General features: G+C 70.8%; 15 protein-coding genes. All 15 read right to left on the reverse strand.

What is annotated here, in order from left to right:
* Window positions 1-48: 48 nt before the first annotated feature.
* Entirely contained in the window at window positions 49-2,436 is a 2,388-nt protein-coding gene (locus tag ACIPY5_RS13285) for a SpaA isopeptide-forming pilin-related protein (protein WP_400971465.1), read from the reverse strand.
* Window positions 2,437-2,804: 368 nt separating this feature from the next.
* Window positions 2,805-3,029 (reverse strand): hypothetical protein, encoded by a 225-nt coding sequence (locus tag ACIPY5_RS13290; protein WP_400971467.1) that lies wholly within the window; start codon window positions 3,027-3,029, stop codon window positions 2,805-2,807.
* Window positions 3,030-3,194: 165 nt separating this feature from the next.
* Window positions 3,195-4,385, reverse strand: a complete 1,191-nt coding sequence (gene tuf / locus ACIPY5_RS13295) for an elongation factor Tu (protein WP_105686027.1) — start codon at window positions 4,383-4,385, stop codon at window positions 3,195-3,197.
* Window positions 4,386-4,543: 158 nt separating this feature from the next.
* Window positions 4,544-6,658, reverse strand: coding sequence for an elongation factor G (gene fusA, locus ACIPY5_RS13300; RefSeq protein WP_400971470.1), 2,115 nt, complete (start codon window positions 6,656-6,658; stop codon window positions 4,544-4,546).
* A gap of 136 nt (window positions 6,659-6,794) precedes the next feature.
* The gene (rpsG, locus tag ACIPY5_RS13305; protein WP_045271034.1) at window positions 6,795-7,265 is read right to left on the reverse strand and encodes a 30S ribosomal protein S7; all 471 of its coding nucleotides are present in this window, start codon (window positions 7,263-7,265) and stop codon (window positions 6,795-6,797) included.
* A gap of 5 nt (window positions 7,266-7,270) precedes the next feature.
* Complete coding sequence (gene rpsL, locus ACIPY5_RS13310; protein WP_013584051.1) at window positions 7,271-7,639, reverse strand: 30S ribosomal protein S12; 369 nt, start codon at window positions 7,637-7,639, stop codon at window positions 7,271-7,273.
* A gap of 232 nt (window positions 7,640-7,871) precedes the next feature.
* Window positions 7,872-11,786, reverse strand: a complete 3,915-nt coding sequence (locus tag ACIPY5_RS13315; RefSeq protein ID WP_400971473.1) for an SCO7613 C-terminal domain-containing membrane protein — start codon at window positions 11,784-11,786, stop codon at window positions 7,872-7,874.
* Window positions 11,783-11,998: a helix-turn-helix domain-containing protein gene (locus ACIPY5_RS13320; RefSeq protein ID WP_400971475.1), complete on the reverse strand. Its 216-nt coding sequence runs from the start codon at window positions 11,996-11,998 to the stop codon at window positions 11,783-11,785. The genes ACIPY5_RS13315 and ACIPY5_RS13320 overlap by 4 nt, the downstream gene beginning before the upstream one ends.
* Window positions 11,998-12,474: a DUF2975 domain-containing protein gene (locus tag ACIPY5_RS13325; RefSeq protein ID WP_309340828.1), complete on the reverse strand. Its 477-nt coding sequence runs from the start codon at window positions 12,472-12,474 to the stop codon at window positions 11,998-12,000. Before ACIPY5_RS13325 ends, ACIPY5_RS13320 begins: the two co-directional genes overlap by 1 nt.
* A gap of 108 nt (window positions 12,475-12,582) precedes the next feature.
* Entirely contained in the window at window positions 12,583-13,230 is a 648-nt protein-coding gene (locus ACIPY5_RS13330) for a spermidine/putrescine ABC transporter substrate-binding protein (protein ID WP_309340829.1), read from the reverse strand.
* Window positions 13,231-13,316: 86 nt separating this feature from the next.
* A complete protein-coding gene (locus ACIPY5_RS13335) occupies window positions 13,317-13,754 on the reverse strand; it encodes a hypothetical protein (protein WP_400971478.1) in 438 nt (145 codons plus the stop codon).
* Window positions 13,755-13,850: 96 nt separating this feature from the next.
* Entirely contained in the window at window positions 13,851-14,990 is a 1,140-nt protein-coding gene (locus ACIPY5_RS13340; RefSeq protein WP_400971480.1) for an ABC transporter, read from the reverse strand.
* Window positions 14,991-15,109: 119 nt separating this feature from the next.
* Entirely contained in the window at window positions 15,110-15,250 is a 141-nt protein-coding gene (locus tag ACIPY5_RS13345) for a hypothetical protein (protein WP_309340835.1), read from the reverse strand.
* A 99-nt stretch (window positions 15,251-15,349) separates the two neighbouring features.
* On the reverse strand, window positions 15,350-17,242 hold the full coding sequence (locus tag ACIPY5_RS13350; protein WP_400971482.1) for a glycoside hydrolase family 13 protein: 1,893 nt from the start codon (window positions 17,240-17,242) through the stop codon (window positions 15,350-15,352).
* Window positions 17,243-17,339: 97 nt separating this feature from the next.
* Complete coding sequence (locus ACIPY5_RS13355; protein ID WP_400971484.1) at window positions 17,340-18,275, reverse strand: sugar ABC transporter permease; 936 nt, start codon at window positions 18,273-18,275, stop codon at window positions 17,340-17,342.

Consider the following 18,275-nt stretch of genomic DNA (forward strand, 5'->3'; position numbering starts at 1 on the left):
CACCCGCCGGCCGACAGTTGTCGTGCTGTCGGTGAGGTGGGTGGTGCGTCAGGAGGCTCGGCGTGCGTTCCTGCGGAGTCGGAGGACCCCGAGGACCGAGAGCGCGGAGAAGAGGAGTGCGCCGCCGCCGAGCAGGAAGGCGTCGCTGCCGAGACCGCCGGTCAGCGGGAGCACCGCGCCGGCCTGCTGCTCGTTCTGCTGGGCGCCGATGTTCAGCGTCGTGCCCGCGTTGGCCGCGTTCACGGTGAAGGTGAACGATCCCGCCGCGATGTAGCCCGCGGGGGCCAGCGTCTCCTTGGCGGTGTAGGTGCCCCAGGCGAGCTTGTCCAGGCGGAAGGCGCCGGGCGCGGGGTCCTGGTCGGGGCCGGCGCAGGGAGCGGTCGTGCAGTCCTTCACCACGACGCCCTGCGCGGGCAGGCCCGGACCGGTGAGGGTCCACTCGGATCCGGCCAGCTGGCCTCCCGTGGTCTTGGAGGTCTTGGTCCAGACGACGGATCCGGGCTTGCTCGCGTTCGTGATGGTGCAGACCGCGTTGGCGTTGGCGGCCACGGTGACGGAGGATCCGCTCACCGTCGCGCCGGTGCAGGTCCAGGCGCCCGCGGCGTATCCCGCCGGGCTGCCGCTCTCCGTGAGGGCGTAGGTGCCGGGCGCGACGACCGCGCCGGTCACGCTCGGGTCGCCGGTCTTGCCGGTGATGGCCTGCGCGCCGGTCGCGGTGAGGGTCCAGTCGGAGACGACGGAGCCGCCGCCGTAGGTGTTGTCGACCTGCTTCTTCAGCGTGAGCGCGGCGGACGAGGGCTTGTTCGTGATCGTGCACGCCACCGCGTCGCCCGGGGCGACGCCCGTGACGTCGGCGCCGGTCGCCCCGGGCAGCGTCACGGTGCGCGGCGAACCGGCGAGCGGCGTCACGACGCAGCTGCCGCTGACGAAGTCCCATCCGCTCTTCTGGGTCTCGGACACGCGCACGGTCGCCCGCGAGGTCTGCTTGTCGAACGCGACGGTCCAGTTCACGTCACCCGAGGCCGGCGTGGTCTGGGTGGTCGCGGACGGCGTGGACGTGGCGGATCCGGCGGTCGCGGTCGTCGCCGCGCCGAGCGTCCAGCCCGCACCGGGTGCGGGGTTGTTCCCGTTGATGTCGAGCACGGTCTTGTGCACGGCGACGGTCGCGAGCAGCGGCGAGTTCGTGATCGTGCACTCGACGCTGGCGCCGGAGCGGTTCGGGATCGTGAGCTGGCCCGAGGCGTTCGTCGGCACGGTGGCGCCGGTGTCGTCCACGCAGACAGTCGAGCTCGCGTAGTCGGCGAGCGTGCCGGGGGATCCGGCCGCGATCGTCTCGGACACGGTGTAGACGCCGTTCTGGAGCACGGGGAGCGGACCCACCTGCGCGACCTGGACGCCGTTCGACGCGCCGGAGGTCGTGGCGGTGCCCGACTCGGTCGTCCCGCTCTTCACCGAGAGGCGGAACTGGTCGCCGGCGTGCGCACGGGCGACGACGTTCTTCTTGACCGTGAGGTTCGCCGGCGAGTTGCAGCTCGCGAGGTCGGTGCTGCTCAGATTCGACGTCACGTTGCCGCCGATCTGGGCACCGGTCGATGCGTTGTACTCGCGGACGGTGTTGCCGTTGCCGAGGTACATCGAGCCGGTGGTGTTGAACGCCATGCCGTTGATGCCGGAGAAGCCGGAGGGGGCGAAGGAGAACGACTGCGACGCCGGGAGCTGCCCGCCGGTGCCGCCGGCGATCGAGGCCGCGGTGACCGAGTAGACGGACGTGGTCGTCGCGCTTCCCGCGACGTACAGGTTGCCGCTCGCGTCGAACGCCATGTCGCCGTTGGTGCCACCCGCGGAGGAGGTGTCGATCGTGCCGACGAGCGAGAAGGCGCCGGTGCCGGGCACGTACCGGTAGATGTAGAAGCTGTTGTTGGCGAAGCCGCCGAAGAAGAAGTCCCCGGTCTTCAGGTCCACCGCGCCGGCGACGAGCGAAGCGGCGGTGGTGTAGCTGTCGCCGGTGGACTTCCACGCGGAGCCGTCGAAGTACCAGATGGTCGCGGTGCGGGAGTTGTTGGTGCGCTCGTAGGCGAGGGCGGTGGCCCCGTTCGCGCCGATGCCGAGGCCGTTGAAGGACGAGACCCCGGGTGCCAAGGAGCCGACATTGGTGACGTTCCCGTTCGAGACGCGCTGCAGCTGCCCTGACCCGGACACAGCGTAGAACGTGCCGGTCGCGCAGACGAGCCCGGCGGTGGCGCTCGGTGCGACGCGCGCGGCCAGGGGGCCGGCGACGGCGGGCCGCACGGAGGACACCGACGTCGATGCGTGTGCGGAGACCGGTGCCGCGGCAGGTGCGATCGCGGCCTGCGCCGCCGGAGTCGCGACGAACGCGAGCCCGATGCTCAGCCCCAGCGCCACGACGGCGCGCGCAAAGTACTCCCCAGACTTCATTGTGCTCCCCAGCCACAACGAAGGTCGCCTCGCTCAGCGCGAAACGTCCTTCACGAGAGCCGATCGCTCGACTCTCTTCTCCCCAGCGGACCGTCCCCCGGCCCGATGTTCGGGAACCCATTTCCCGTGAGTCCCCTGCGGCTCCCACTCCCCGTGCGAACCGCGGATCCCGTCCCGCTCAGGCTGACACCCAGACCCCAGTGATCAGGTGCGTTTCCCGTGCAGAGACGATGAATCCTCTGATGACGCTACGGCATGTCTCCGCGAAAAACCAAATCGAGCGTCGCATCGCACGGAATCACGGTCCTCGGAGACGCCGAAGGGCGGAGCGCCGCAGCGCTCCGCCCTTCGGAAGAGTCAGTTCGAGGTCACTCGTTGCCCACGGCCTTGTCGAGGTTGTCGCGGACGCCGTCGATCTGCTCGGCAGCACCGGGCGCGACCTTCTTGGCGAGATCCGCGGCACCGCCGAGGATGGTGTCGCTGATGCCCTCCGCCTGCTCGCTGTGCAGCACCTCGTCGATCTTGTCCTTGTTCTGCTCGATGAACTCCTTGCCCTTGTTCACGGCGTCGTTGATGGCGTCTTCCAGACCCATGGGGTTCCCTCCCTCGATCGAGCCGGCGATCGGCCCGCACGTGGCCATTCTGCCCGGGCCCGCGCGCGAACGGAAGCACTTTTCCCGCCTGGTGACGCCGTGCGTCACGGGTACGACAAAGGGGCCGGACCCGAAGGCCCGACCCCTGTGCGCGGAAGCAGATGCTTACTTGACGATCTTCGTGACCGTGCCGGCGCCGACGGTGCGGCCACCCTCACGGATCGCGAAGCCGAGGCCCTCCTCCATGGCGATCGGCTGGATCAGCTCGACCGACATGTCGGTGGTGTCACCGGGCATGACCATCTCGGTGCCCTCGGGCAGCGAGATGACGCCGGTGACGTCGGTGGTGCGGAAGTAGAACTGCGGGCGGTAGTTCGTGTAGAAGGGGTTGTGGCGGCCACCCTCGTCCTTGGACAGGATGTACGCGGTGCCCTCGAAGTTGGTGTGCGGGGTGATCGAACCCGGCTTCACCACGACCTGGCCGCGCTCGACGTCCTCGCGCTTGGTGCCACGGAGGAGAAGACCGCAGTTCTCGCCGGCCCACGCCTCGTCGAGCTGCTTGTGGAACATCTCGATACCCGTGACCGTGGTCTTCTGCGTCGGGCGGATGCCGACGATCTCGACCTCGGAGTTGATCGCGAGGGTGCCGCGCTCGGCGCGACCCGTGACGACCGTGCCACGACCGGTGATCGTGAAGACGTCCTCGATCGGCATCAGGAACGGCTTGTCCTTGTCGCGCACCGGGTCGGGGATCGAGTTGTCGACGGCCTCCATGAGGTCGAGGATGGACTGGGTCCACTTCTCGTCGCCCTCGAGCGCCTTCAGGCCCGAGACGCGCACGACGGGCGCGTCCTCGGCGAAGCCCTGGCTGGCGAGCAGCTCGGAGACCTCGAGCTCGACGAGCTCCAGGATCTCCTCGTCGTCGACCATGTCGGCCTTGTTCAGCGCGACCAGCAGGTACGGCACGCCGACCTGCTTGGCGAGCAGAACGTGCTCACGCGTCTGAGCCATCGGGCCGTCGGTGGCGGCGACCACGAGGATCGCGCCGTCCATCTGAGCCGCACCGGTGATCATGTTCTTGATGTAGTCGGCGTGACCGGGCGCGTCGACGTGAGCGTAGTGACGCTTCGGGGTCTCGTACTCGACGTGCGAGATGTTGATCGTGATACCGCGCTGACGCTCCTCGGGAGCGGAGTCGATCGACGCGAAGTCGCGCTGAACGTTGGTGGCCGACGGGAACTTGTCGGCGAGCACCTTCGAGATCGCAGCGGTGAGCGTGGTCTTGCCGTGGTCGACGTGACCGATCGTTCCGATGTTCACGTGCGGCTTGGTCCGCTCGAACTTGGCCTTAGCCACTGGGTCCTCCTCAGGACGTCATGTAGGGGCACCGGGCACTGGATTGTGACCGCTTTCCTACGGGTTTGATTCTCAGTTTAGTAGAGAGACGATGTGAAGTTGTCTGAGTGCCTGGCGGATCCGGGGCCGCAGCCCCGGATCCGCCAGGCTCCTAGGGCTTACTCGCCCTTGGTCTTCTGGATGATCTCGTCGGCGACGGCGCGCGGGACCTCGGCGTAGCTGTCGAACTCCATGGAGTAGACGGCACGGCCGGAGGTCTTCGAGCGCAGGTCGCCGATGTAGCCGAACATCTCGGACAGCGGGACCGACGCACGCACGACCTTGACGCCCTGGGCGTCCTCCATCGACTGGATCTGGCCACGACGCGAGTTCAGGTCGCCGATGACGTCGCCCATGTACTCCTCGGGAGTACGGACCTCGACGGCCATCAGCGGCTCGAGCAGCACGGGGTTCGCGCGGCGCGCGGCCTCCTTGAAGCCCATCGATCCGGCGATCTTGAACGCCATCTCCGAGGAGTCGACGTCGTGCGCAGCGCCGTCGACGATGGTCGCCTTGACGCCCACCATCGGGTAGCCGGCCAGCACGCCGACGTTCATCGCGTCCTGGAAACCGGCGTCGATCGAGCCGATGTACTCGCGCGGGATGCGGCCACCGGTCACGGCGTTCACGAACTCGTACGCCTTCTCGTCGCCCAGGTCGAGCGGCTCGATGGTGAACTGGATCTTCGCGAACTGACCCGAACCACCGGTCTGCTTCTTGTGCGTGTAGTCGTGCTTCTCGACGGCCTTCTTGATCGTCTCGCGGTACGCCACCTGCGGCTTGCCGACGTTGGCCTCGACCTTGAACTCGCGCTTCATGCGGTCCACGAGGATGTCCAGGTGCAGCTCGCCCATGCCCTTGATGGTCGTCTGACCGGTCTCGGGGTTGAGCTCCGTGCGGAACGTCGGGTCCTCTTCGGCGAGCTTCTGGATCGCGAGACCCAGCTTCTCCTGGTCGGCCTTGGTCTTCGGCTCGATCGCGACCTCGATGACGGGCTCGGGGAACGTCATCGACTCGAGGACGACGGGCCGCGCCGGGTCGGCCAGGGTGTCACCGGTGGTGGTGTCCTTGAGGCCGATGACGGCGTAGATGTTGCCCGCGGTCAGCGAGTCGACCGGGTTCTCCTTGTTGGCGTGCATCTGGAAGATCTTGCCGATGCGCTCCTTCTTGCCCTTGGTCGAGTTGACGACCTGGGCACCCGAGTCGAGGTGACCCGAGTAGACGCGCACGTAGGTGAGGCGACCGAAGAACGGGTGCACGGCGACCTTGAAGGCCAGCGCGGCGAAGGGGTCGTTGGCGTCGGGGTGACGCTCGATGACCTTCTCCTCGTCCTTGGGGTCGTGCGCCTCGATGGCCGGCACGTCCAGCGGGGACGGGAGGTAGTCGACGACCGCGTCGAGCATCGGCTGCACGCCGCGGTTCTTGAACGCGGAGCCGCAGAGCACGGGGTAGATCTCGCTCGCGACGACCATCTTGCGGATGGCGCCCTTGATCTCGGGGATCGTGAGCTCCTCGCCGCCGAAGAACTTCTCGAGCAGCGCGTCGTCGGTCTCGGCGACGGTCTCCAGAAGCTGCTGACGGTACTCCTCGGCCTTGTCCTTGAGGTCGGCCGGGATCTCCTGCACCTCGTAGGAGGCGCCCATGGTCACGTCACCCTTGGCGTCGCCGGGCCAGACCAGCGCGCGCATCTCGATGAGGTCGACGACGCCGACGAAGTCGTTCTCGGCGCCGATCGGGAGCTGCAGCACGAGCGGCTTGGCACCGAGGCGGTTCACGATGGTGTCGACGGTGTAGTAGAAGTCCGCACCGAGCTTGTCCATCTTGTTGACGAAGCAGATGCGCGGGACGTTGTACTTGTCGGCCTGACGCCACACGGTCTCGGACTGGGGCTCGACGCCCTCCTTGCCGTCGAACACGGCGACCGCACCGTCGAGGACGCGGAGCGAGCGCTCCACCTCGACCGTGAAGTCCACGTGACCGGGGGTGTCGATGATGTTGATCTGGTTCTTGTTCCAGAAGCAGGTCACGGCGGCAGACGTGATCGTGATGCCGCGCTCCTTCTCCTGCTCCATCCAGTCGGTCGTCGACGCACCGTCGTGGGTCTCGCCGAGCTTGTGGTTCACACCCGTGTAGAACAGGATGCGCTCGGTCGTCGTGGTCTTACCGGCATCGATGTGCGCCATGATGCCGATGTTGCGGACCTTGCTCAGGTCGGTGAGCACTTCTTGTGCCACGGGGGTGTCCTTATCTTCTTGCTGTCGTCACGCGACGAAGGAAAGTGTGGGGTGCCGGGGCCGGCCCTTCCACGGACTCAGGGACCTCAGTCGGTCGCTGAGCCCGTCGAAGTGCCGATCCCGGCCCGACTGGTTCTTACCAGCGGTAGTGCGCGAAGGCGCGGTTCGACTCGGCCATCTTGTGAGTGTCCTCGCGGCGCTTGACCGCGGCACCCAGGCCGTTCGAGGCGTCCAGGATCTCGTTCTGGAGACGCTCGGTCATGGTCTTCTCACGACGGCTCTTGGCGTAGCTGACGAGCCAGCGGAGGGCGAGGGTGTTCGCGCGGTGCGGCTTCACCTCGACCGGGACCTGGTAGGTCGAGCCGCCGACGCGGCGGCTGCGGACCTCGAGAGTCGGGCGCACGTTGTCGAGCGCCTTCTTCAGGGTGGCGACGGCGTCCTGACCGTTCTTCGCCTCGACGCCGGAGAGGGCGCCGTAGACGATCGACTCGGCGAGGGACTTCTTGCCGTCGACCAGGATCTTGTTCACCAGCGAGGTGACGATCGGAGCACCGTAGACCGGGTCGTTGACGACGGGGCGCTTGGGGGCGGGGCCCTTACGAGGCATCTAACTCAACCCTTCTTCGCGCCGTAGCGGGAACGAGCCTGCTTACGGTTCTTGACGGCCTGGGTGTCCAGGGCGCCACGGACGATCTTGTAGCGGACACCGGGGAGGTCCTTCACACGACCACCGCGCACGAGCACCAGCGAGTGCTCCTGCAGGTTGTGGCCCTCACCGGGGATGTAGGCCGTGACCTCGGTACCGTTGCGGAGCTTCACACGAGCGACCTTGCGCATCGCCGAGTTCGGCTTCTTCGGGGTGGTGGTGTACACGCGGGTGCACACGCCGGCCTGCTGCGGGTTCGACTTCAGGGCGGGAGCCTTGGTCTTGGAGACCTTCGGCGAACGACCCTTGCGAACCAACTGCTGAATAGTTGGCACTGCTTCTCCTTGTTGTGCTGCACGGTGACAGCGTGATGGGTTTCACATCAGACCCGCCCGCACGCCGAGAACGACGTGCGTTTGAATGGTGGGTATGCCGTGGGGGCGGAACCGGCGAGTGCCGGTGCCCGGTACGCGCACGCCAAGACGCACGCATACCCGCTCTATGGTAATGCGCGGTAACACGCCCGGTCAAATGCGCACGGGCGGCGCGCCGAAGGCTCGCCGAGCCTCAGCGCAGGTCCCGCAGCCGGGCCGTCATCGGCGCGTGCGCGGCCCGGCGTTCGGCGGTCGTCGCGATGATGAGCAGCACCGCCCCCATCACGGCGAGCGTGATCCACCAGGGCATCGATTCGATCCCGCGGCCGATCTGCACCGCGAACACGAACACGTTCTCGATCGGCAGCACGATCAGCCCGATGAGGAACGGCGCCGCGAGCCGCCTGGTCGCACCGACGAGGATCGCGATGAGCGCGCACACCATCACCAGGATCGCGCGCTCCGTGAGCGGATCCGTGAACGTCGACACGACGGAGGCGAGCATCGTCACGATGATGCCGGGGGCGAGCAGCGCCCAGGATCCGGTCGCACCCCTCGGCCAGTCGTGGAGGGCCGCGAAAGACGACGAACGGACCGCCGCTCCCGACTCCGGCGCCGCGCGTCCGGACGCGACGGGCGCCGCCGTCGCGTCGCGGTCGAAGCGGCCCTGCAGCCCCGCCGCGATCAGGAACAGCCCGAGCGGGAGCGAGAACCACTCCACGCGCAGGTCGCGCGGACTCCATGCGACGACCGCGGTCACGAACGCGAGGGCGAAGAGGATCCACACGGGGGCGACGGCGGACGCCCCGCGTGCGGCCCTGCGCGCGGTGAGCACCATCGCGGCCAGCAGCAGGAGCATGAGCGACCACATCCCCCAGATCGAGGTCCAGTCCCGCTGGATCGCGGGCCACACCCCCGCCGTGGTCGCCACGAGTGCCGGCACGAACAGCCAGCGCGATCCGCGCACCGCGGCCGACGTGGTGACCGCCCGCAATGCGGCGGCGCCCGCCGCCATGCCGGCGCCTCCCGCGACCGCGAGCCCGACGCACGCGAAGAACAGCGCACCGCCGGTCGGCGGTGCGGGCAGCAGCACCGCGACGCCCTCCCCCCTGGTCAACAGCAGCGCCTGCGCCGTCCCTGCCAGTCCCGCCACGATCGAGGCCGCGGCGAGCCAGGAGGCGACGGGGCGCAGGCGGCGGGCGACGACGGATGCGCGCCCCACCGCGCCGTCCCCGTCCTTCTCATCGCCGTGCAGACGACGCACGAGCGCACCGACGAGCGCCGCGAGCGACCAGGAGGCCGCGAGCAGCGCCCCCGTGCGCCAGGGCGAGGCCTGCGCGGCGCCGGAGCCGATGAGGACCAGCACCGGCACGATCGCGCCCGCGGATCCGAGCGCCGCGAACACCGTGCCGGCCCCGCCGCGCGATGCGCGCACGATGCCGAAGACCAGCGCGGCGAGCGCTGGCGGCAGCAGATAGGCCTCGGCGAGGGGCACTCGGAGCGCCGCCCACGCCGACCACAGCGCACCCGTGGCGGCGATCGCGGCGACCGCACGCAGGTGCCGTCGCCCCGTCGTCGCACTCGCGACTCCGGCTCCTGCCGCGAGCAGCGCCAGCACGGCGCACGCCGTGCCGAACCCCGCGGCCTCGCGCACCACCGAAAGCACGACGGCGAGCGCACCGGTCAGCAGCGCGCCCGCTTCGAGCGTCGTCTGGATCCGGGCGGCGACGATGCGTCCTGCTCCGCGATCCGCGAGCGCGCGGCGGATCCGCAGGGTGAACGGCAGCACGCCCGCCACGAGCGCCGCGATCACCGGCAGCACGACCGGCGAGGCGCTCATCGGCAGCACCTGCGCCCCCAGGCACAGCACCGACACCGCGAGTGCCGGCACCAGTACCGCGGCCGCGAGCAGACGCACCGCGGGCGTCGCGCCCTCTCGGCGCGTGCGCAGCAGCAGTGCGGCGAGCACGGCCATCGCCGCGGTGGGCAGGGCGGTCCAGCCGCTGCGCTCGATCAGCACCTGGGCCACCCCGATCGCGAACGGCGCCGAGGCGACGACGAGCATCGCCTGCCAGGAGCGGGCCGGCACCGAACGCAGCGCCGTGACCGCCGCGACCACGAGCAGTCCCGCGGTCGCCGTGAGGCTGAGCAGTGCGACCCCGCCGACGCCCGCCAGTCCGAGAGCCGAGGAGAGCACCAGGAGCGCGTAGCCGAAGCCCGCCCCGACGAGCAGGAAGCGCCCTCCGGCCGGGAGCGCCGCGCCGAGCGCGAGAAGGGACACCAGGGTCACGACGCCCGCCGGCGGCATGAGCGTCGGATCCTCGGCTCCGACGCAGGCGGCGAGCGCGACCGCGACGTGGACCGCGATGAGCAGCAGGATCCGCGCGACCTCCCCGTTCCGCCGCGCCCCTCGCACGGCCAGCGACACCGCGACCGCCACCACCAGCAGCAGGGCGATGCGGATCGGAGCGGGAAGCAGCGCGGACGCTCCGAGCGCCAGCAGCGCGAGTGCGGCGGGCACGATCGCGAGCGCGGCGAACACGGCCCTGAATCCGGCCGTCCGCCGGGTCGCCAGCAGCGCCACGGCGCCGAGGGCGGTCGCGCCGATCGCCAGGCTCGCGACCTGCGCCCAGCCGAACCCGGCGGGCAGCTCCGCGACCGGTCCGTCGGCCAGCGCCCTGTCCCCGGCCAGCCGGGCGAGGACGGATCCGCCCGCGAGCACGGTGAAGAGCGCGCCCGGCGCGAGGGCCGCGGCGAGGACGCCCAGGCCGCCGCCGGCGACCGCCGCCGGACGCGCGGTCCGGGGCAGCGGCAGCACGCCGCAGAGCAGGACGACCCCGAGTCCGACTCCCGCGGCGCAGGAGACCAGGAACCACGGGACGCCCATCCCGGGCGCGATGCTCAACGCCACGAGCACGGGGGCGCCGGAACCGGCGACGCCCGCGACGATGCTCCACACGACCGCGCCCCCGTTGCGCGTGGCGAGCAGCGCGTGGACGCAGACGAGCACAGCGGCCACGGCGAGCACGGGCATCGTCCCGGAGAACGTCAGCAGCCGGCCGGCGCTCATCAGCAGCACGATCGCGACTGCGACCGCCTGCGCCACGATCAGCGATCCGCGCTCGAGGTCGAACGGCGCAGCCGTGCGGGCCGGAATGCGGCGGCCCTGCTCCCCCGCCGCGTCCCCGGGCTCCGTCCCCTTCCCGGGATCCGCCGCGTCTATGGGATCCGTCCCATCTGCGGGATCCGCCGCGTCCGCGACGAGGAATCGCGCCCCCAGCCGCGGCAGCGCGGCGATCTCGGCGAGCGCCACGAAGGAGACCGCGAGGATCGCGAGCAGCCCTGCGTCGCCGATGCCCGCCACGCCCGCCAGCATCGCCGGGGAGACGGCGAGCCCGATCGCGCCCGCCCAGAGCCAGATCCGCAGCCGCGCCCGTCCTGCGACGGCGAGGAGCGCGGCCGAACCCGCCGCGGTGATCGCGGCGCTGAGCAGCCACTGATCGGCGCCCGCAGCGGCTGCGATGACGCCCTGCGCGGCGAGGCCGGCGAAGACCAGCGCGAGCGCCGCGACGGTCTCCGCGGAGAAGCGCAGTCCGCGGCGGGCGAGCAGCACGCCGCCCAGCAGGAACAGAGCACCGGTCGCCCCGATGATGGCGGTGCGCGCCGCGTCCGCGAGGTCCGGCGTGAAGAAGCTGAAGACGATCGCCGCGGTGCCGAACAGCCCGGCACCCGCCACGGACAGCAGCGACTGCAGCGACGTGCTCCGCTCGGGCGCGGACGCTCCCCGCCCCGGCGGCGGCAGGATCGGCGCTCCGGGGACCCCAGGAACCGGAACCACCCGCCCCGAGGCGTCCGCACGCGGCGCGAACGTCCCCGCGGCCTCCGCAGTGCTCACCCGCGGCAGCGCGGCCACCAGCCGTTCGCGGTGCGCGAGCGCGGCGGCGGCCTGCTGCGAGGCCGACCACAGGTCCTGCGCCGCCTTCCCGCGGAAGTCGGCGCCGCAGGAGGGGCACGTCGGGGCGACGACCGCGGTGCCGCAGACCGGGCAGTGCTCGTCGTCGCGCAGCCGCCCGAGCGCCGTCGCCGCCCAGGTCGTCGAGGCGGTCATGCCCCGTCCTCCGCGGTCCAGCGCAGGATGTCGCCGGGCTGGCACTCCAGCACCCGGCAGATCGCGTCGAGCGTCGTGAAACGCACGGCCTTGGCGCGGCCGTTCTTCAGCACCGCGACGTTCGCCGGCGTGATGCCGATGGCGTCGGCGAACTCCTGCACGCTCATCTTCTTCTTGGCGAGCTGCACGTCGAGATCGATCACGATGGGCATCAGACGACCTCGGACAGATCCTGCTCGAGCTCGAGCGCCTTGCGCAGCAGTCCGCGCATCACGCCGACGAGCAGGGCGAGGGCGATGCCGATCACCACGCCGACCACGCCCAGCAGCAGGATCGAGGGGTTCACCGCGCGCCCCAGCAAGAGCACCACCACGGCCGCCGCGATCAGCGCCGCCGCGGCGACCATCGTCACCATGATGATGTCGACGTAGAGGAACGCCCCCGTGCTGAAGATCCGGTCCTGGCGCACGAGCGACAGCAGGCGCCAGACGCAGACGAGCACGAGTTCGATCAGCGCGACCAGCACGACCCCGCCGACGATCCCCGGCCCGGTCAGATACGCGAGTTCGGGATTGCGCTCGGCCGCGAGCAGCGCGACCCCGGGGATGAGCGCGATCTGGGTCGCCAGCAGCAACGCGAGCAGCACGACGATGAGCGCCTTGAGTGCGGCGGTGATCCGGGGTTGCATGGCGCTCCTATCGAAAAGCGATCTGTATCTATCGAAAAACGATAGCCATGCGGACAGATGGATGCCAGCCCGCACCGCGGCTCCCAGCGAACGCTCGGTTTCCCGGGATCAGAGCGTGTCGGGGTCGAAGGGCGAGTCCAGCGCCTCGGTGAGCTCGGCGAGCATCGCCTCGATCTGCGGCTCGACGTACTCGCTGATCGCGGCCTGCACCCGCAGGCGGTGGCGCAGCAGCAGCCCGCAGATCTCCCGACCCACGACGTTCGCGTAGTCGTCGGCGAGCGCCACCTCGTGGCGCAGCGCGGCCTTCGCGTCGTCGCTGAGCGGGGGCAGCGGGGGCAGCTCCCCCGCATCCTCATCGGCCATGCCCGCGAGCGTGAACAGGAACGGAGCACCGGGAACCGGATCCGGATCCAGCGGCATGCCCTCGTACTCGGGCTCGAGATCCTCGGTCGGCCGGTAGGCGCGGGCACGATTGCGCGCCGCCTGCTGGTCGAGCTCGCCCTGCAGCATCGGCAGGTTCCGCGCGGTGTACTCGGCGACGGAGTGATCGACGATGGTCTTGATCCGCGTGGAGAGACCATGCTGCACGCCGTGCGGCACGTTCCCGCCGATGCCCGCGGCCGAGAGCACGGGGGAACCCAGGCAGCGGCGGCACGGGGCGACCCTCCCGCGGTGCGTCGACGGCTCCCAGCGCGGCACCCAGCGCAGCCAGGCCTCGACGGCCTGGTCCACCTGCGTCTCCAGCGAGCGCTCCACGCCTCCAGCGTACGGCGCTGACACGCCCGGGTGGTCACGGCACGCGAGATCGGGTGCCGCACGGCGGCGCCGCGGAATCACGCGGGTCAGGGCTGCTCGTCGTCGTCCTTCTCCCACGGCCAGTGCGGCGCCCGCGCCTCCGTGCGCCGCAGCGCGATCGCCACCCATGCCGCGAGCAGGGCCGCCACCACGATCACGGCGCTCGCCCCGCCCAGCACGAGCTGGCCCGCCGCCGCCGTGGCGTGGACGGCGCCCGTCCCCTCCGCCACCGCGGTGCCCCAGACGCCGCCCAGGTGCACGAGCGCCGCGCCGAGCGCGAGGAACACCGTCGCGACGAACGACGGACGGAGGTTCGCGAGGACTCCCCACAGCGCCACGGCGAAGACCGCGACGGCGAGCACCATGCCCACGATGCCCGGCAGCTGGCCGAGCCGGGGCACCGAGATGATGTCTCGCTCGGCGAAGAGGCTCAGCGCTCCCAGGCCCATGATGGCCAGCGCGAAGAAGGAGATGACCCCGATCACCCAGGCGAGGACAGGCCGAACCCCCGCGGGCCTGGGCTCGCGGGGGTTCGGCGGTGTCTCGTCCGTGATGCTCTCCTGCGGGGCAGGCCGGCGCTGCTAGGGCAGCTGGGGTCCGGCTTCGAGGACGCGCTCGTACTCGCGCTGCGCCTCCTCGTTCTGGGCGGTGCGTCGGGCACCGGCGCGCGCGGCCCACGCACCGAACCAGATGGTGAGCTCGCGGCCGAAGATGAACGCGGCGATCGCGAGCGGGGCGAGCAGCTGTGCGTTCACGTTGTCCGCCAGCTGGGTCGCGCCGAGCTTCCAGAACTCCACGGATCCGATCGCGCCGAGCAGATGCCCGCCGTATGCGAACCCGCCGACGATGATCCCGAAGACGACCCAGTAGCCCCAGCGGCCGCGGTTGATGATGCCGCCCAGCAGCCAGAACCCGATCGCGAACACGACGACGGGGATCCACAGGCCGGGGCTGCGGAGCTCGTCGAGGAGGTACGTGCCGATGCTGTCGGTCGTGACCTTGCCGTCGAACGCGGCGATGCCGAGCGCGGTACCCAGGTACAGGATCGCGAAGGCGACGGCGGCCAGCAGGCCGATGCCGAAGATCGCGCCGCGGTTGCCGCGCTCACGCGGGGGCTCGGGCGCCTGCACGAAGATCGGGGGCGGCACGTCGCTCGCGCCCGGGGTGAGGACGGCCGGCGCGAGCACCTGCGTGGGCGCTTCGGCGACGGTGTCGACCCGGGTGGTCGCGTGCTCGAACGTCGAGGTCTCCGTGGCGACCGCCGCAGCGACCACGGTGGGGGTCTCGGCGGGCGACGGCGGTGTGAAGGTGCCGCCGAACGTGCCGGGGTAGGCGGCCTCGGCCGCCTCGAAGGCGGCGAGATCCGCGTCGACGGCGGCCTTCTGGTCCGCGGCGGGGGCCTCGCCCCGTGCAGTCGCACCGTCGGCGGCGCGCTCGGCCTCCGCGAGGCTGTCGTTCGCGCTCTGCGCGACGGCGGCGTGATCGGGCTGCACGTGGTCGGGCTGCACGGCGCCCGCCGCGTTCTCGCCGATGCCCTGGGATGCGGCAGGGGCGGCCGGAGCCTGCGCCTCGGCGGCCTCGGTCGGCGCCGCCTGCGCTTCGCCGGCCTCCCCGGGCGCGGCAGGGGTGTCGGCGCCCTGGGCGTCCGTCTCGGGCGCGGCGGCCACGGCGTCGTCGACGTCGTGCGCCTGCGCCGGCTTCGAAACCTCGTGGTCACTCATGTGAGCTCCTCCATACGGATACGGTGATTCGAGGCTATCTCCGAGGCGGGGCGCCGTCGCGGAGACGTGCCGGAAAAGTGCGGATGCCCGATCAGATCCGCAGGGCGATGATGCGCTCGCTATCGCAGCAGGCCCGCGAAGTAGTTCACCATCACGGGCCCCATGGGCGCGGCGAGGTACACGAGCCCCGCGATGACCCCGGCGCAGACGATGCCCGCGAGCCACGCGATCCCCGTGTTGCGACCCCCGATCCGTGCCATACCCCGAGGGTACGAGCACGGGGCGCGCAGGTGGGGGCGGCGCGCGGCGGAGCGGTCGCCCCCGCGCTCTCGGCGAGCGCGGGGACCCTGTCGCGGCGCTCAGCCGGCGTCGGGAGCGGACACGCCGGGCAGCGCCCACGCGGCGAACGCAGGGCCGTCCGCGGCGAGCGCGACGGCGCCGCCCTCCGCGACCGCGAACGTCGCGTCCCCGAACAGCACCTCGGCGGCTCCCGTTCCGGTCAGCGCCCCAGGCGGGAGTTCGATGTCGACGTCTCCGCGCGCCGCGAGCACCAGAACGGTCTCGGCCTCGGACTCCCGCACGAACACGAGGCACTCGTCGTCCACGTGGAGCCAGCGCAGCCCGCCCGTGCCGAGAACGGGGTGCTGCCGGCGCAGCAGGACGAGGTCGCGGTAGAGCGCGATCCGCTCCGCGGTCTCCGGCTGCTCCTCGGCGCCCCACGGGATCGGCGTGCGGCTGGCCTCGCCGTCCACGCCCGTCAGCCCGAACTCGTCGCCGGCGAACACCACGGGCAGCCCCGGCAGCGTCATCGACAAGCCGACGGCGACCGGGACGGTGCCGGGCGCGGCGTTCGTGGCGAACCGCGCGGTGTCGTGCGTGTCCAGCGGCTGCATGTTTCCCAGCCGCACCCGCCAGGGGATCCCTCCGGTGAAACGGGTCATCGAGTCGACGACGTCGCGCGCCGAGTAGCGCGGGATCCCGCCGGTCTGCATGCCGAAGAACCAGCTCTCGGTGCGCTCCTCCCCCTCCGCGGTGAGGTAGGGCTCCCCGTTCGGCTCGCTGAGCCAGGCCCACACCGGGCGGGTGAACGAGGGGTAGGTCATCGCGCCGTCCCAGCCGTCGCCCTGCAGGTCGCTCGTGGCGTCGTTCGTCGACTCCCCGAGCAGGATCGCGTCGGGGTTGATCCCCCGCACCGTGTCGCGCAGCAGGCGCCGCACCTCGGCGTTCAAGTCGATCGCCCCGAGGCGCCCGGTCATGTTCGCGACGTCCACGCGCCAGCCGTCGGCGCCGTAGGGCGGCTTGAGCCACCGCGCCACGGCCGAGTCCTCGCCCGTGATGAAGCGCTCGCGCAGCTCCTCGCTGGCCCAGTCGAACTTGGGCAGGCTGCGCGCGCCCAGCCAGCACTCGTACTCGGTGTTGTCGTCGTCCGTGAAGTAGTAGAACTCCTCCTCGGGCGCCCCGGGGTTGCCGAACGCCGCACGGAACCACTCGTGACGATCGCCCGAGTGGTTGCTGGTGAGGTCGCCGATCACCTTGATGCCGCGCGCGTGCGCCGCCTCGATGAGGCGCGCGTACGCCTCGTCGCCGCCCAGCAGCGGGTCGACGCGGAGGAAGCTCGAGGCGTCGTAGCGGTGATTGGACGCGGCGGGGAAGACCGGCGTCAGGTAGAGCAGGTTGACGCCGAGCTCGACGAGGTGGTCGAGGTGCTCGACGATGCCGGGGAGGTCTCCCCCGTAGAACTGGTGCGCGCGACCGGGCATGACCGGATCCACCGGGGTGTCCCAGTCCGCCGGGATCGCCCAGTCCGGAGTCGGGTGCGCGTCGGCCTGCGCGGAGCGGGCGAAGCGGTCGGGGAACACCTGGTACATCACGGACTCGTGCAGCCATGCGGGAGGGGCGGGCTCTGCGACGAGCGCGAAGTCCTCGGCGTCGAGCGTCTCCAGGCGGTGGATCCCGGTCTGGTTCAGCCACTCGATCCGCCCGCCCTCGTGCTGCAGCAGGAAGCGGTAGCCGTGCCGCGGGTTGCGCACGGTGACCGGAGCCTCCCACCAGTCCCACCCGTCGGCGGAGCCGATCCGCTCGGCGTCGGTCCATTCGGGTTCGTGGTCGGGGTTGGAGCGGGTGCGGACCGCCGTGAGCGGACCGTAGCCCCGAGGCACGCGCAGCCGCACCCGGACGACGTCGCCGAGGGCGGGGGCGTCGTCCGAGACGTGCAGCGCGGATCCGTCGTGGTGCGGGAGGAGAGCGGTCATGTCAGGCCTTTCCGAGTGCGGCGGCAGCCCGCCGGGAGTCGACGTGGTTGCACGACCGTTGCCGTGACAGAGCCCTTGAGTTGTAGATCGAGGATCGCTACTTCACGCTACCGGCGGTGAGCCCGCCGACGATGTACTTCTGCAGCGAGAGGAACAGGATCATCGGGAGGATGGCCGCCAGCACGGCCCCGGCGGCGAACACCGCGTAGTTCTTCGCGTCGGTCGAGACGTACTGGTAGAGACCGACCGCGAGAGTCTGCTTCTCCGGGGAGATGAGCACGGTGGACGCGATCAGGAAGTCGCCCGTGATGCCGATGAAGGCGAGCAGTCCGACCACCGCGAGGATGGGCGCGACCAGGCGCAGCGTGATCGTGAAGAAGATCCGCGCGTGACCCGCGCCGTCGATCTTCGCGGCCTCGTCGATCGACGCGGGGATCGTGTTGAAGAAGCCGTACATCAGGAAGGTGTTGGCCCCCAGCGCTCCCCCGAGGTACACGAGGATCAGGCCGATCTGCGAGTTCAGGCCGAGCGCCGGGAAGATGTCGCCGATCGCGGACATGAGCAGGAAGATCGCCACGATCGCCAGCAGCTGCGGGAACATCTGCACGAGCAGCAGCGTCATGAGCCCCGTGCGGCGTCCGCGGAAGCGCATGCGCGAGAAGGCATATGCGGCGAGCGCGCACAGGAACACGCTGGACACCGAGGCGAGCACGCCGATGAAGATCGTGTTCAGGAACCAGGCGCCGTAGGGGCGGGACGGATCCTGGAACAGCTGCACGTAGTTGTCCAGGCTGATCTTCGAGAACAGTCCGTTGGTGCTGAGCAGCGTGCCCCCGGGGTTCAGCGAGGCGGAGAGCACGTAGACCAACGGGAAGCCGGCGAACACGAGCATGACGATGCCGATGAGATGCCGCCAGCCGGTCTCCCGGAACCAGCGGCCGAACGGACGACGGGCGCGGGGCGCCGGAGAGGTGAGCAGCGCCGCTGTCGCGGTCGCGGAGGCCGATGCGGGGATCGATGCGATCTCGGTCAT

The organism is Microbacterium sp. NPDC089698 (assembly GCF_044749045.1).
GTDB lineage: Bacteria > Actinomycetota > Actinomycetes > Actinomycetales > Microbacteriaceae > Microbacterium.

What these genes read in the sequence shown, in the direction of transcription:
- ACIPY5_RS13345 (WP_309340835.1), bottom strand. Translation starts at nt 15,250, where the DNA reads ATGGCACGGATCGGGGGTCGCAACACGGGGATCGCGTGGCTCGCGGGC.
- rpsG (WP_045271034.1), bottom strand. Translation starts at nt 7,265, where the DNA reads ATGCCTCGTAAGGGCCCCGCCCCCAAGCGCCCCGTCGTCAACGACCCG.
- ACIPY5_RS13325 (WP_309340828.1), bottom strand. Translation starts at nt 12,474, where the DNA reads ATGCAACCCCGGATCACCGCCGCACTCAAGGCGCTCATCGTCGTGCTG.
- ACIPY5_RS13315 (WP_400971473.1), bottom strand. Translation starts at nt 11,786, where the DNA reads ATGACCGCCTCGACGACCTGGGCGGCGACGGCGCTCGGGCGGCTGCGC.
- ACIPY5_RS13290 (WP_400971467.1), bottom strand. Translation starts at nt 3,029, where the DNA reads ATGGGTCTGGAAGACGCCATCAACGACGCCGTGAACAAGGGCAAGGAG.
- ACIPY5_RS13340 (WP_400971480.1), bottom strand. Translation starts at nt 14,990, where the DNA reads ATGAGTGACCACGAGGTTTCGAAGCCGGCGCAGGCGCACGACGTCGAC.
- ACIPY5_RS13320 (WP_400971475.1), bottom strand. Translation starts at nt 11,998, where the DNA reads ATGCCCATCGTGATCGATCTCGACGTGCAGCTCGCCAAGAAGAAGATG.
- ACIPY5_RS13285 (WP_400971465.1), bottom strand. Translation starts at nt 2,436, where the DNA reads ATGAAGTCTGGGGAGTACTTTGCGCGCGCCGTCGTGGCGCTGGGGCTG.
- ACIPY5_RS13355 (WP_400971484.1), bottom strand. Translation starts at nt 18,275, where the DNA reads ATGACCGAGATCGCATCGATCCCCGCATCGGCCTCCGCGACCGCGACA.
- ACIPY5_RS13350 (WP_400971482.1), bottom strand. Translation starts at nt 17,242, where the DNA reads ATGACCGCTCTCCTCCCGCACCACGACGGATCCGCGCTGCACGTCTCG.